Below are 13237 nucleotides of genomic sequence, written 5' to 3' on the forward strand. Positions count from 1 at the left end.
CTCGCCGAAGATCATCGCGGTTTCGGTCGAGGCGTCCTCGCTCAGGTCGTAACGCGCGAGCTCCTGGCCGTCCGCCTGGTTGACCACGCGAATGAAGGCATTGCTGACCTGGCCGAACGTCTGGCCACGGTTGTCGGCATCGTGGATCGAGACCGGGAAGATGATCTTGTCGCAGTGGGCCGGCACCTTGGAGAGGTCCACGATGAGCGACTCGTCGTCCCCCTCGCCCTCGCCGGTGAGGTTGTCACCGGTGTGCTCGACCGAACCCTCCGGGCTCGTCAGATTGTTGTAGAACACGAACCACTCGTCACCGAGCACCTGCCCCGACTGGCAGAGCAGCGCGCTGGCGTCGAGGTCGAAGGGGGCTCCGGTGGTGGAGCGTGCGTCCCAGCCGAGCCCGACGAGGACCTGGGTGAGGTTAGGTGCGGCCTTGGAGAGGGAGACATTGCCTCCCTTGGCGAGCGTGACGCCCATGACGGTGAGTCCTCCCCTGGATGTACGGAATTACAGGCGCGTCCGGCGCCGCACGGATGGTGTGCGGCGCCGGACACAGCGGTGATGTCGGCTCAGACGTTGACGCCGAAGTCCTGCGCGATGCCGCGCAGACCCGAGGCATACCCCTGGCCGATGGCGCGGAACTTCCACTCCGCTCCGTTGCGGTACAGCTCACCGAAGACCATGGCGGTCTCGGTCGAGGCGTCCTCGCTCAGGTCGTACCGGGCGAGCTCCTCGCCGTTGGCCTGGTTCACGACGCGGATGAACGCGTTGCGCACCTGGCCGAAGGACTGCTGGCGGGTCTCGGCGTCGTAGATCGAGACCGGGAACACGATCTTCTGGACGTCGGCCGGGACACCGGACAGATTCACCTTGATCTGCTCGTCGTCGCCCTCGCCCTCACCGGTGAGGTTGTCGCCGGTGTGCTCGACCGAGCCGTCGGGGCTCTTCAGGTTGTTGAAGAAGACGAAGTTGCCGTCGGCGGTGACCTTGCCCTCGGCGTTGGCCAGCAGGGCACTGGCGTCGAGGTCGAAGTCGGTACCGGTGGTGGTACGGACATCCCAGCCGAGACCGACGGTGACCGCGGTCAGGTTGGGGGCGGCCTTGGTCAGCGAGACGTTGCCGCCCTTGCTGAGGCTGACTCCCACGAGTCCTCCCATATGGTTTTCAGGGGCAGCGCCCCCGTCGTGCGTTGGCATTCGGATCAACGACTGGATCCTAGTGACCGGTTCCCGGACGAAACAGTCTTTCGGCCGGGGGTTCCGGGGGTGTCCCCCGGGAAAGCACAGCGGCCGGGGGTTCCGGGGGGTGTCCCCCGGAAAAGCACAGCGGCCGGGGGTTCCGGGGGGGGTGTCCCCCGGGAAAGCACAGCGGCCGGGGGTTCCGGGGGGTGCCCCCCGGAAAAGCACAGCGGCCGGGGGTTCCGGGGGGTGCCCCCCGGAAAAGCACAGCGGCCCGGGGCCGGGGAGTCACAGAGTGTCGAGGGCCTTGACGTAATCGGTCAGGTCCCGCGCGTCGGGCAGGGCGTTGACCACGGTCCAGCGCACCACGCCCTCCTTGTCGATGATGAAGGTGCCGCGCACCGCGCAGCCCTTGTCCTCGGCGAAGACTCCGTACGCCCGCGAGACGTCGCCGTGCGGCCAGAAGTCCGACAGCAGCGGGTACTCCAGGCCTTCCTGTTCCGCGAAGACCCGCAGGGTGTGGATGGAGTCGCTGGAGACGGCGAGCAGCTGGGTGTCGTCGTTGACGAACCGCGGCAGCTCGTCGCGCAGTGCGCAGAGCTCACCGGTGCACACGCCCGTGAAGGCGAAGGGGTAGAAGAGCAGCACCACGTTCTTCTCGCCACGGAACTCGGCGAGGGTCACCGTCCGCCCGTGGTTGTCCTTCAGCTCGAAGTCCGGGGCCAAGGTGCCGACCTCGATCGCCATGACTCACGCATCCCTTCACTGGCCGCTCCGGCACCGGTCCGTGCCGGTGGCGTCCACCCTACGCACAAGGCCCCCGCCGACGGTCGTCGGCGGGGGCCCTCTACAGCTGCGCCTCAGCGCTTGGACTTGGGCGTGACCAGCCTGCTGCCGGTCCAGTCCTTGCCCGCATTGATGCTCTTGGTCTGCGACAGGCCCGCCGTCTGGGAGGCCTCGTTGATGTCGCTGGGCTCGACGTAGCCGTCACGGCCGGTCTTCGGCGTCAGCAGCCAGACCGTTCCGCCGTCGTCGACCAGACCGATGGCGTCCACGAGAGCGTCCGTAAGGTCGCCGTCCTCGTCGCGGAACCAGAGCAGGACGACGTCCGCGACGTCGTCGTAGTCCTCGTCGACGATTTCCTGGCCGATCACGGCCTCAATGCCCTCACGGAGCTCGTGCTCGACGTCATCGTCGTAGCCGATCTCCTGGACCACCTGTCCGGGCTCGAACCCCAGCCTCGCCGCCGGGTTGGTCCGCTCCTCCGCGTGGTCCGCGGTCGCGCTCACGGCTTGCCTCCTGATCTTGTTTCGGAAAATGCTTCAGCCGCGCGCGTACGCGAGGCATTGGCCGTAGTCCACACGGGCGGGACGGATCGCGCAAGTACCCGGCCGTTGAGACCGCCGAAACGGTGACGTTTACGGCCGTCTCGCCGCAACTACCGGCCGGGGCTCCGTCCGCCCTGGTGAGATCCACTCACCCCTTCGCCACCTTTGTACGCTTCCGAGCCCGCGGTCCGCCAATCGGGGGCGGTTGGTTACCGTTCGGTAGAGATGACGTTTTGCTCCCCGGGGGTACACGATGGTGACCGGCGAAACGACACAGCAACCGACCAGCGAAGGAACAGCGTGGCTTCCGGATCCGATCGCAACCCGATCATCATTGGCGGCCTTCCGAGCCAGGTCCCGGATTTCGATCCGGAGGAGACCCGGGAATGGCTCGACTCGCTCGACGCCGCCGTGGACGAGCGCGGCCGTGAGCGCGCCCGCTACCTCATGCTGCGTCTGATCGAGAGGGCTCGCGAGAAGCGCGTGGCCGTGCCCGAGATGCGCAGCACGGACTACGTGAACACCATCGCGACCAAGGACGAGCCGTTCTTCCCCGGCAACGAGGAGATCGAGCGCAAGGTCCTCAACGCGACCCGCTGGAACGCCGCGGTGATGGTGTCGCGCGCGCAGCGCCCCGGAATCGGCGTCGGCGGGCACATCGCCACCTTCGCCTCCTCCGCCTCCCTCTACGACGTGGGCTTCAACCACTTCTTCCGGGGCAAGGACGAGGGCGACGGCGGCGACCAGATCTTCTTCCAGGGCCACGCCTCGCCCGGTATCTACGCGCGCGCGTTCCTCCTGGACCGCCTCAACGAGACGCAGCTCGACGCCTTCCGCCAGGAGAGGTCGAAGTACCCGAACGGTCTGTCGTCGTACCCCCACCCGCGGCTGATGCCGGGATTCTGGGAGTTCCCGACCGTGTCGATGGGCCTCGGCCCGCTCGGCGCGATCTTCCAGGCCCGGATGAACCGCTACATGGAGGCGCGCGGGATCGCGGACACCTCCGCGTCGCACGTCTGGGCCTTCCTCGGCGACGGCGAGATGGACGAGCCCGAGTCGCTGGGCCAGCTGTCCATCGCCGCTCGTGAGGGTCTGGACAATCTGACCTTCGTGGTCAACTGCAATCTGCAGCGCCTCGACGGCCCGGTGCGCGGCAACGGCAAGATCATCCAGGAGCTGGAGTCGCAGTTCCGCGGCGCCGGCTGGAATGTGATCAAGCTGGTCTGGGACCGCTCCTGGGACCCGCTGCTCGCGCAGGACCGCGACGGCATCCTGGTCAACAAGCTGAACACGACGCCGGACGGTCAGTTCCAGACGTACGCCACCGAGACGGGTGCCTACATCCGTCAGCACTTCTTCGGCGACGACCACCGGCTGCGCGCCATGGTCGACGGCATGACCGACCACCAGATCCTGATGCTGGGGCGCGGCGGCCACGACCACAAGAAGATCTACGCGGCGTACTCGGCGGCCCGCGCCCACAAGGGCCAGCCGACCGTGATCCTCGCCCAGACCGTCAAGGGCTGGACGCTCGGACCGAACTTCGAGGGCCGCAACGCGACCCACCAGATGAAGAAGCTGACGGTCGACGACCTCAAGGGCTTCCGCGACCGGCTGCGGCTGCCGATCACCGACAAGCAGCTCGAGGACGGCCCGCCGCCGTACTACCACCCGGGCCGTGACTCGGAGGAGATCCAGTACATGCACGACCGCCGCAAGTCGCTGGGCGGGTATGTCCCGACCCGGGTCGTGCGGTCGAAGCCGCTGGTCCTGCCGGACGAGAAGACGTACGCGGCCGTGAAGAAGGGCTCCGGTCAGCAGTCGATCGCCACCACCATGGCGTTCGTCCGGCTGCTGAAGGACCTGATGCGGGACAAGGAGATCGGCAAACGGTTCGTGCTGATCGCGCCGGACGAGTACCGCACGTTCGGAATGGACTCGTTCTTCCCGAGCGCGAAGATCTACAACCCGCTGGGCCAGCAGTACGAGGCGGTGGACCGTGACCTGCTGCTCGCGTACAAGGAGTCCCCGACCGGTCAGATGCTGCACGACGGCATCTCCGAGGCCGGCTGCACGGCCTCGCTGATCGCCGCCGGCTCGGCGTACGCGACGCACGGCGAGCCGCTGATCCCGGTCTACGTCTTCTACTCGATGTTCGGTTTCCAGCGGACCGGCGACCAGTTCTGGCAGATGGCCGACCAGCTGGCGCGCGGCTTCGTGCTGGGTGCGACCGCGGGACGTACGACCCTGACCGGTGAGGGTCTGCAGCACGCGGACGGCCACTCGCAGCTGCTGGCCTCCACGAACCCCGGCTGTGTCGCCTACGACCCGGCCTTCGGTTTCGAGATCGCCCACATCGTCAAGGACGGTCTGCGGCGGATGTACGGCTCCGACGACGAGCACCCGCACGGTGAGGACGTCTTCTACTATCTGACCGTCTACAACGAGCCGATCCAGCACCCCGCTGAGCCGGAGGACGTGGACGCCGAGGGCATCCTCAAGGGCATCCACCGCTTCAAGGCGGGCGAGGCCGGTGCGATCCCGGCGCAGATCCTGGCGTCCGGTGTCGCGGTGCCGTGGGCGCTCGAGGCCCAGAAGATGCTCGCCGAGGAGTGGAACGTACGGGCCGACGTATGGTCGGCGACGTCCTGGAACGAACTGCGGCGCGACGCCGTCGCGGCGGAGGAGCACAACCTGCTCCACCCCGAGGAGGAGCAGCGCGTCCCGTACGTGACGCAGAGGCTCAGCAGCGCGGAGGGCCCGTTCGTGGCCGTCTCCGACTGGATGCGGTCGGTGCCGGACCAGATCTCCCGCTGGGTGCCGGGCCGCTACAGCTCGCTGGGCGCGGACGGCTTCGGCTTCGCGGACACCCGCGGTGCCGCGCGCCGTTACTTCCACATCGACGCGCAGTCGATCGTGCTGGCGGTGCTCACCGAGCTCGCCAAGGACGGCAAGGTCGACCGCTCGGTGCTGAAGCAGGCGGTGGACCGCTACCAGCTGCTGGACGTGGCGGCGGCCGACCCGGGTGCGGCGGGCGGCGACGCGTAGCTTCACGTGCGGGGGGACTTCGTCCCCCCGCACACCTTTACGATGCGCCCCATGAAGGAACGAACGGCCCAGGTCCGCTGGGAAGCGCGTACGCAGGGGCCACTGATCGTGCTCGCCGTGGTGTTCGGCGTCGCGTACGCCGTGCCGATCGTGGCGCCCGACGCACAGCGCTGGGTGCATCAGGTCTGCATCGTCGTGGAGTGGGTGGTGTGGGGCGCGTTCGCCTTCGACTACGTCGTACGGCTGACGCTGGCACCGTACAAGCGGCTGTTCGTCCGCAAGCATCCGCTGGATCTGCTGGCGGTGATCCTGCCGCTGGTGCAGCCGCTGCGGCTGCTGCGGGTGGTCTCGACGCTGCTGCTGGTGGGGCGGCGGGCCCGGATGGCGCCGCAGATCACCCTGACCACCTACGTGGCGGGGGCGGTGGTCGGGCTGATGATGTTCGGCTCGCTCGCGGTGCTGCATGTCGAACGGGACGCGCCCGACGGGAACATCAAGACGCTGGGTGACGCCGTGTGGTGGTCGTTCACCACGATGACGACGGTGGGATACGGGGACCACGCACCGACGACGGGCCTCGGGCGGGTGCTCGCGGTCGGGCTGATGCTGTCCGGGATCGCCCTGCTCGGTGTGGTGACGGCGAACATCGCGGCCTGGTTCATCTCCCGCTTCGAGCTCGACAACGCCGAGGAGCGCCGGCAGACGGCGCTCCTCGAAGCCCTGACCAGGGAGGTCCAGGAGCTGCGGGCGGAGGTGGCACAGCTGTCGGGAGCGACGCGTGCCGTGCCCGACATGCCCGGGCAGGCCCCTACGTCTCCCACACCTTGAACGCCCGCACCTTGTACGGGGATTGCGGCACCCAGGTGCCGCCGCCCGGATACGTGTCGAACTCACCCGTCTCCGCGCACTCCGCCGACTGATAGGTGGTGACGGGCCGTCCGGTGCGGTTGGCGAGGGCCTGGACGGTGGCGCCTTCGGGGAGCGCGACGCAGGACTCGATGTCGAGCCCGGACAGGTCGTACACGTGCCTGGTCCCCTTGAAGCCGGGCTCCTGCCAGAGGCACAGCTCGCCGGGGCCGCAGGCGCCGGCCGTGGCCCGGGGCGAGGCGGAGGCGGAGGCGGAGGCGGAGGCGGAGGCGGAGGGCGCCAGAAGAGCGGTCGCCGCCAGGGCGGCGGCGAGGACGGTCGTACGCATGGTGGATCAACCCCCGTGTCGTCGTGGATCACTTACCCGCACTCTGACCGGTGGTGACGGGGACGCGGAAGGGCCGCCGTGGACGGTCACCCGGATAGGCGACAGCCCCGCCGGAAGGTCCCCCTCGCGAGAGTGGTGAACTCCCCAGAAGGGGTTATGTGCACCATCCACCCAGTCCGCGACTGGTCAACCAGCCCTGAACCAGGCCCCTCAGATACCGGGACGACGGTTGCCGCCGGACGGCGCGGCGGCCTCCTGCTCAACCAGCCGCCGCTGCATCTGCCGCAGCACAGTGGCCGCACGCCGATCAAGCTCGGCCTCTGATCCGGGCTCCCCGGAAACTTGGACGTACAGGACCACTTCGTTCTTGCGACCATTCAGGGCGACGTAGGCGACGTTCAATTTTTTGCCCTCATCGTCGGTAACTTGGCTCCCCACCTCGGACACCACCTCGTCAAGGCCGGACACCTGCGGAGCCGCACCCTCGCGGATACCCTCGAAGCGCCGCTTGACTACCCGCTGAGTCGGGCATCGATGGAGCGATTCTTCGACATCATCCACGTACGCTTCTGCCATAGCCGCGTTCTCGAATACACGCGCACCAGAGACCGCATAGCTGGCGGGTTCCATACCTTCGGCGTCGCGCTGCAAGGATGCGAGTGTGCCCGGCCGGTCGGCCTTACTGATCAGCTCGCAGTCCTTCCGTGCCACCACTTCCCCAGCGGGGTCCAATTCGCCGACTTCAGCGAAGCCGGTTCCCCATTCCTCGGCTTTCGCAGGCACATTTGACACGAGCTCGCGCGCTTCCGCGATCGACATGACCTTGGAACCGGGGCCCCTCAGCAACAGCAACCCCAGCACGACCCCCGACACGACTACCACGCCAGCGACGACCATCGTCAGGAAGCGCCGCGAACGCCACCTTGACGGGCCTTGCTTGATGTCAGGGCGACTGGCGGCACCCCCTGGCGGAGGGGTGGGGGACAGCGGACCGGTGGGCGGTCCGGGCGGCGGTTCGGAAGGGGGCCCAGAAGGCGGTTTCGAGCTCACACGATTCATTACCACCAGGAGCAACAGTGCTCCGTCCGCCGATCGAGCGAAAGAAGGCCAAGGAATGTTGCTGGGCAAGTGGATGACCAAGCCAGCCAGGCGCCTGGAGGTCTCTTTCCTGCACAGGGGTCATATTTCGACCAGCCGTAGGCTCAGCCTCGGTCACCCGGCAAGACCCTCCCCGCTCCGGAGCAACTGCCGCGGCGGCGCAGCGCTCATCCGAGGACACCGCTGCGCCGTTGCCCGAGGCCCCGGAGACCGCCGTGCGCGGGAGGGGGCCTTTCGTCATGCCCTGGCAGGCCCGCTGCTCTGCGGGGCAGACCTCCCGGGCCCGAACCCCGGGGGCACTGCTCGCCGTCCATCTGCGCCGCTCCGCCGAGTCGGACGAGGAGGTCGCCCGGCTGATCGCCGACCGCGAGGGCCTCGACGTGGACTCCGGCCCCCGGCCGCGGGTCGCCGTCGCCGCGTTCACCGGAGTGATGCGGGTGACCGGCCGGCTCTGGGGCCAGGGCGAGGACCCCAGCATGGACGCCATCCGGGAACTGACCGAGAGCTACCTCGATCATCTGGCTCCCGCGCTCGCCGCGGACTGGCGTTCATCAGCCGCCCGTTCGACGGCTCCGGGCACACCAGAGCGTACGACCGGTGCACACGGAAAGTAGCCGCACGCCCCTCTCCGCCCCTCGGACGCGTGATCTGTCTCACGGTCTTCGCGAGCGTCCCCGAGCGGCCCCTAGGCTGTCCCCTCAGTGACTGCTTTCGACTCCTCCCCCACACTGAACGTCTGGCGCGCCCTCCTCGCTCTTGCCGTCGTCTTCGTGCTGCTCGCCACCACCGGTTGGACCGCCGTACGACATCAGCGCGGTCCCGGAGAGCCCAGAGACGTCGCACTCGCCGCCTGGGACCACGCCCGGATAGGCACTCGTGCGCTGCCCGACCCCGACTCGCCGCCCGCTCTGCTGGCCGGATTCTTCGCGTCCGTCAGCAAGCAGCAGGCGGCCGCGCTGGCGGACCGCCACCCGCTCGTGGTGGGCAACCTCAACGGCGCCCCGGTCACACTGCGCTACCGGGCCAACCGCGTCGCGCTCGCCCAGGCGCGCCAGGTGGAGCAGTCGCGGATGCACGACAGCAGGCTCTCCACGGACGGCCGCCGCGAGGCGGGCCGGCGGATGCACCGGTACGAGTCGCTGCTGAGCCCGGGCCGGCAGATCCTCGCCTTCGACCCGTCCGGCAAGGGCCGGGTCGCCGAGGTCTTCGGCAGTCTCGACCGCGCCCAGCGGGTCTCGGTGATCGTCCCGGGCGTCGACACCACTCTCCTGTCGTTCGAGAAGACCCGGCGCAAGTACACGGCCCCGGTGGGCATGGCGCAGTCGCTGTACGCCGCGGAGCAGGCCGCCGCCCCCTCCGTCAGTACCGCGGTCATCGCCTGGGCCGACTACACCTCGCCGGCCGGGATCGGGCTGGACGCCTCGACCGGACGGCTCGCCGCGAACGGCGCCGATCGGCTGGTGGCACTGACCACGGCGCTGCCCGGCCGCGACACCAAGGTGTCGTTGTTCTGCCACAGCTACGGCTCGGTGGTGTGCGGGGTCGCCGCCCGTGAACTGCCCGGCCGCGTCGCCGACATGGCTGTCGCCGGCAGCCCCGGCATGCGCGCCGAGAGCGCGGCCGAGCTGCGGACGAAAGCGCGGGTCTGGGCGATGCGGGACAGCGACGACTGGATCCAGGATGTGCCGAATCTGAATGTCGGCGGGCTCGGCCACGGCCCCGATCCGATGGCTCCGGACTTCGGCGCGCGGGTGCTCTCGGCGGCGGGCGCGATCGGTCACACCGGCTATTTCGAGCCGGGTACCGAGAGCCTCAGCAACTTCGCCGAGATAGGCATCGGTTCGTACCGGAAGGTCAGCTGCGCGGACGGCAACAGCGCGTGTCGCAGTGGAATTTACGGTGCGGAAGAGGTCTGACGCGCGTAGAGGACGGAAGCGGGGCGCATACGTCCGCTTTGCGCTCGGGGGCGACGCGCGGGCGCACGCCGCATACGATGAGGCGCATGGGTGATGTGCTGGCCGGAATTCATGCCGACTGGGAGTTCGAACCGGACGCCGTACTCATCCGCTTCACACGGGGGAACCGCGGCACGCCGAAGCTGTTCCAGACGCTGGGCGAACGGCGCGTCCCCCTCGAAGCGCTGGAGTCGGTGACCCTCTCCCCCGGCAAACGCGGCACGGTGGTGCTGCACGCGGTGCCGAGACCGGGCGCCGATCCGCTGATGGACGCTGCCGCGGGGCAGCTCAAGGAGGGCTGCGACCCGTACCGGCTGGTGCTGCCGGCGGACCGCGAGACGCTCGCCGAGTACTACGCGGACGAACTGCGCGCGATGCTCCCGGAACCGGGTCCCGAGCCCGCCGGGAAGTATCTGGTGTCCTCGGTCGCCGCGCCGCTGCAGTTCAAGGCGTACGACGGGAAGGCCACGTTCGACGGGGACAAGGTGTCGTTCCGCTGGTCGTGGAGCGGCGCGTCCACCGCCAAGTGGAAGGCGGGCGACCAGAGTTTCCCGGTCGCCGAGCTGAGCGGGGTCGAGTGGCGCTCCCCCGACGCCTTCGACGGCTACCTGCGACTGCTGCCGCGCTCCGGATCCAGGGCGGGGTCCGGGTCCGCCGACCGGCCCGCCCAGGCCGACCAGGACCCGGCCGCGGTCGTCTTCGGCCTGGGCTACGGCCCGGTGCACGAGTCCCTCCCCTTCGCCGCGGCGGTCCTCGAAGCGGTCCGCGGCTCGTCCCCCGCGCTCCCTCCGTCCCCGCACCCGCCCGGGTCGGTCGCGCACGACCCCGCGGGGGTCGCTGAGCGGATACGTCACCTGGGGGAGCTGCACAGTGCGGGGCTGGTGACGGACGAGGAGTTCCGGACGAAGAAGGCGGAACTGCTGGCGGAACTGTAGGGGGATGTTTTCGGGGGCTGAGGCCCCCGAACTCCCTTTGGCGCCGGAGCCCTTGATACGAAGGTGACCGGGGGGCCGGTTGCCGTCGGGACGTGCGGGGTGACCGGGGGGCCGGTTGCCGTCAGGACGTGCGGGGGTGACCGGGGGGCCGGTTGCCGTCGGGGCCGGGCCGCCGGGACGCAGCCGGCCGAGGACCTCATACCCGGGTATGACATCGCGCCCGGCTCCGCGGTATGACGCCGCCGTACCGTCGGCCGCCTACCCTTGACCGGGCCATGTCCCAGACACCCACGCCCCGTACCGACGCCCTGCTCGGCGCCGGCCGGCGCTATGTGCGGGAGGCCCTGCGGGGCCTCGCACACCCCGCGCACGCGCCGGCCGCGCTGCTCGCCGACTCCCCGAAGCGGTGGCGGCGGGTGCTGCCGTACGCCGTCGTGCTCGCACTCACGTCCGCGCTGCTGCCGGTGACGATCAATGCCCTCACCGCCCTGTACGGGATGAACGCCGGACTCGCAGGAGCGATCGCCACCGGGTCCGCCGCACCGTTGCTGCTGATCGTGCACCGGCCGCTGCAGGCCTGGTGGATCATCTTCCCGGTCGACATCGTCTGCGCCCTCAACCTCGCGGGTCTGCCGCCGCAGCCCGACACCGTCTGGCCGTGGCCCCCGCCGGTCGTCATCGGCTACGTCTTCCTGATGCTGGCCCTGGCGCTGCGCGAGCCGCGCCGCACACTGATCACGGTCTGGCTGCTGACCGGCGCGGTCGGGTTCGTCCTCGGCCAGTTGGCCCCGAAGCACAGCGACGCCAGCAGCATGTTGCTGTTCGTGCTCAGCGGGGTGGTCCTCTTCATCGGAGCGGCACTGCGCGAACGCGGCGACGTACAGCGGAAGCTGGCCGAGCAGGAGACCATCAGCGAGGCCGAACGGGCGCAGCGCACACTGCTGGAGGAGCGGGCGCGGATCGCCCGCGAGCTGCACGATGTGGTGGCGCACCACATGTCGGTGATCACCGTGCAGGCGGACTCGGCGCCGTACCGGATCCAGGGGCTGCCGGAAGCCGCCCAGGAGGAGTTCGCGACGATCGCCTCCAGCGCGCGGGAGTCCCTCTCGGAGATGCGGCGGCTGCTGGCGGTGCTGCGCAGCGACGGCTCCGAGGGCGAGCGGGCGCCGCAGCCGGGGCTCGACCGGGTGCAGCAGCTGGTCGAGGCGACGGTACGGGCCGGAGTGCCGGCCGAGCTGTCGCTCCCCGCACAGCTGGGCGAGGTGCCGCAGGCGGTGGACCTCTCGGCGTACCGCATCGTGCAGGAAGCCCTGGCGAACGTGGTGCGGCACGCGCCGGGCGCGGCGACCCGGGTGTCGGTCAAGGCCGACGACACGTATCTGACGGTGCTGGTGGTCAACGGCCCCGCGACCGGGTCGGCCGAGCCGCTGGAGACGACCGGTACGGGACACGGTCTGGTCGGCATGCGCGAGCGCGTACGGTTGACCGGCGGCACCCTGGACACCGGTCCGCTACCCGACGGCGGCTTCCGGATCGCCGCACGCATGCCGCTGAAGACCGAGGGGGACTCGACTTGACCATCCGCGTGATCATCGTCGACGACCAGGCCATGGTGCGCGCGGGGTTCGCGGCGCTGCTGGCCGCGCAGGCGGACATCGACGTCGTCGGTGAGGCACCGGACGGCCGCCAGGGCATCGACGTGGCTCGCTCCACGCACCCGGACGTGGTCCTCATGGACGTACGCATGCCGGAGCTGGACGGTCTGGCCGCGGCCCGCGAGATCCTCCAGCCGCCGCCGGGCGTCGTCCACGTCCCCAAGGTGCTGATGCTGACCACCTTCGACGTGGACGACTACGTCTACGAGGCGCTGCGCGCCGGCGCGTCCGGTTTTCTGCTGAAGGACGCCCCGCCCGCCGACCTCATCTCGGCGGTCCGGGTCGTCGCGGCGGGCGAGGCCCTCCTCGCCCCCTCGGTGACCCGCCGCCTCATCGCAGACTTCGCCGCCCAGCGCCCCGCCCCGCGCAAGGACCGCGCCTCGCTCCGTCTGAACGGCCTCACCCCGCGCGAGACGGAGGTCCTGGAACTGATCGCACGCGGCCTCTCCAACCAGGAGATCGCGGGCCGTCTGATCCTCGCCGAACAGACGGTCAAGACCCACATCGGCCGCGTCCTGGCCAAGCTCGGCCTTCGCGACCGCGCGCAGGCGGTCATCTTCGCGTACGAGTCCGGCCTGGTCACCCCGGGCGACCAGTAGCGCCGGGGCCGCGGGCGCGGCCTCGCCAGGACCGGCCTGACGTACGCCCGCGAGATCGGCGCGGAGACCGTGCAGGTCTTCGTCGCCAATCCGCGCGGCTGGGCGACACCGGCCGGGAACCCGGCGCAGGACGCCCGCCGCGGGATCGCCCCGGGGGTCGCGGTATCGCCGTGGTATCGCCGCGGGGCCACCGTCGGTATCGCCGCGGCGCGCGGGGGCCGTCGTTCACCCCCTACCCAGGTATCACCC

The 13237-nt window shown here is 69.8% G+C and carries 12 protein-coding genes and 2 pseudogenes; 8 read left to right on the forward strand and 6 right to left on the reverse strand.

Features of this window, described 5'->3' with window-relative positions:
* The 4 genes from ACZ6ZQ_RS12750 to ACZ6ZQ_RS12765 form a co-directional block, all read right to left on the reverse strand.
* A partial coding sequence (locus ACZ6ZQ_RS12750) for a TerD family protein (RefSeq protein WP_469768556.1) occupies nt 1-474 on the reverse strand: 474 nt, incomplete at its 3' end.
* Nucleotides 475-566: 92 nt separating this feature from the next.
* Complete coding sequence (locus ACZ6ZQ_RS12755) at nt 567-1142, reverse strand: TerD family protein (RefSeq protein WP_469768557.1); 576 nt, start codon at nt 1140-1142, stop codon at nt 567-569.
* Between the two features lie 321 nt (nt 1143-1463).
* Entirely contained in the window at nt 1464-1922 is a 459-nt protein-coding gene (locus tag ACZ6ZQ_RS12760; RefSeq protein WP_469768558.1) for a peroxiredoxin, read from the reverse strand.
* 113 nt (nt 1923-2035) lie between these two features.
* Nucleotides 2036-2464 carry a DUF3052 domain-containing protein gene (locus ACZ6ZQ_RS12765; RefSeq protein WP_453658658.1) on the reverse strand — a complete coding sequence of 143 codons (429 nt, stop codon included), beginning with the start codon at nt 2462-2464 and terminating at the stop codon, nt 2036-2038.
* A 339-nt stretch (nt 2465-2803) separates the two neighbouring features.
* Here ACZ6ZQ_RS12765 and aceE point away from each other — a divergent pair, with 339 nt between their 5' ends.
* Both aceE and ACZ6ZQ_RS12775 read left to right on the forward strand, forming a co-directional pair.
* Nucleotides 2804-5551, forward strand: a complete 2748-nt coding sequence (gene aceE / locus ACZ6ZQ_RS12770) for a pyruvate dehydrogenase (acetyl-transferring), homodimeric type (RefSeq protein WP_469768559.1) — start codon at nt 2804-2806, stop codon at nt 5549-5551.
* Between the two features lie 51 nt (nt 5552-5602).
* On the forward strand, nt 5603-6379 hold the full coding sequence (locus ACZ6ZQ_RS12775; protein ID WP_469768560.1) for a potassium channel family protein: 777 nt from the start codon (nt 5603-5605) through the stop codon (nt 6377-6379).
* On the opposite strand, the gene ACZ6ZQ_RS12780 is transcribed toward ACZ6ZQ_RS12775, so the two are convergent.
* Nucleotides 6360-6746, reverse strand: coding sequence for a peptidase inhibitor family I36 protein (locus tag ACZ6ZQ_RS12780; protein ID WP_469768561.1), 387 nt, complete (start codon nt 6744-6746; stop codon nt 6360-6362). The two genes, ACZ6ZQ_RS12775 and ACZ6ZQ_RS12780, sit on opposite strands and share 20 nt — an antisense overlap.
* Before the next feature lie 210 nt (nt 6747-6956).
* The gene (locus tag ACZ6ZQ_RS12785; RefSeq protein WP_469768562.1) at nt 6957-7565 is read right to left on the reverse strand and encodes a hypothetical protein; all 609 of its coding nucleotides are present in this window, start codon (nt 7563-7565) and stop codon (nt 6957-6959) included.
* Between the two features lie 575 nt (nt 7566-8140).
* Between ACZ6ZQ_RS12785 and ACZ6ZQ_RS12790 the strand changes: the two are divergent.
* The 6 genes and pseudogenes from ACZ6ZQ_RS12790 to ACZ6ZQ_RS12815 all read left to right on the forward strand — a co-directional run.
* A pseudogene (locus ACZ6ZQ_RS12790) lies at nt 8141-8458 on the forward strand (acyl-CoA-like ligand-binding transcription factor); the annotation flags it as partial.
* Nucleotides 8459-8545: 87 nt separating this feature from the next.
* Entirely contained in the window at nt 8546-9760 is a 1215-nt protein-coding gene (locus tag ACZ6ZQ_RS12795) for an alpha/beta hydrolase (RefSeq protein ID WP_469768563.1), read from the forward strand.
* A gap of 86 nt (nt 9761-9846) precedes the next feature.
* On the forward strand, nt 9847-10734 hold the full coding sequence (locus ACZ6ZQ_RS12800; protein WP_469768564.1) for a DUF4429 domain-containing protein: 888 nt from the start codon (nt 9847-9849) through the stop codon (nt 10732-10734).
* 275 nt (nt 10735-11009) lie between these two features.
* A complete protein-coding gene (locus tag ACZ6ZQ_RS12805) occupies nt 11010-12311 on the forward strand; it encodes a sensor histidine kinase (RefSeq protein WP_469768565.1) in 1302 nt (433 codons plus the stop codon).
* Nucleotides 12308-12988, forward strand: a complete 681-nt coding sequence (locus tag ACZ6ZQ_RS12810; RefSeq protein ID WP_469768566.1) for a response regulator — start codon at nt 12308-12310, stop codon at nt 12986-12988. The genes ACZ6ZQ_RS12805 and ACZ6ZQ_RS12810 overlap by 4 nt, the downstream gene beginning before the upstream one ends.
* Nucleotides 12989-13024: 36 nt before the next feature.
* Nucleotides 13025-13120 (forward strand): annotated as a pseudogene (locus ACZ6ZQ_RS12815) (deoxyribonuclease IV); the annotation flags it as partial.
* Nucleotides 13121-13237 lie beyond the last annotated feature (117 nt).

Source organism: Streptomyces sp. NPDC053673 (assembly GCF_055585225.1).

Coding starts and splice junctions, on each gene's coding strand:
- ACZ6ZQ_RS12760 (WP_469768558.1), bottom strand. CDS start 1,922: ATGGCGATCGAGGTCGGCACCTTGGCCCCGGACTTCGAGCTGAAGGAC.
- ACZ6ZQ_RS12775 (WP_469768560.1), top strand. CDS start 5,603: ATGAAGGAACGAACGGCCCAGGTCCGCTGGGAAGCGCGTACGCAGGGG.
- ACZ6ZQ_RS12780 (WP_469768561.1), bottom strand. CDS start 6,746: ATGCGTACGACCGTCCTCGCCGCCGCCCTGGCGGCGACCGCTCTTCTG.
- ACZ6ZQ_RS12785 (WP_469768562.1), bottom strand. CDS start 7,565: ATGTCGATCGCGGAAGCGCGCGAGCTCGTGTCAAATGTGCCTGCGAAA.
- ACZ6ZQ_RS12800 (WP_469768564.1), top strand. CDS start 9,847: ATGGGTGATGTGCTGGCCGGAATTCATGCCGACTGGGAGTTCGAACCG.
- ACZ6ZQ_RS12805 (WP_469768565.1), top strand. CDS start 11,010: ATGTCCCAGACACCCACGCCCCGTACCGACGCCCTGCTCGGCGCCGGC.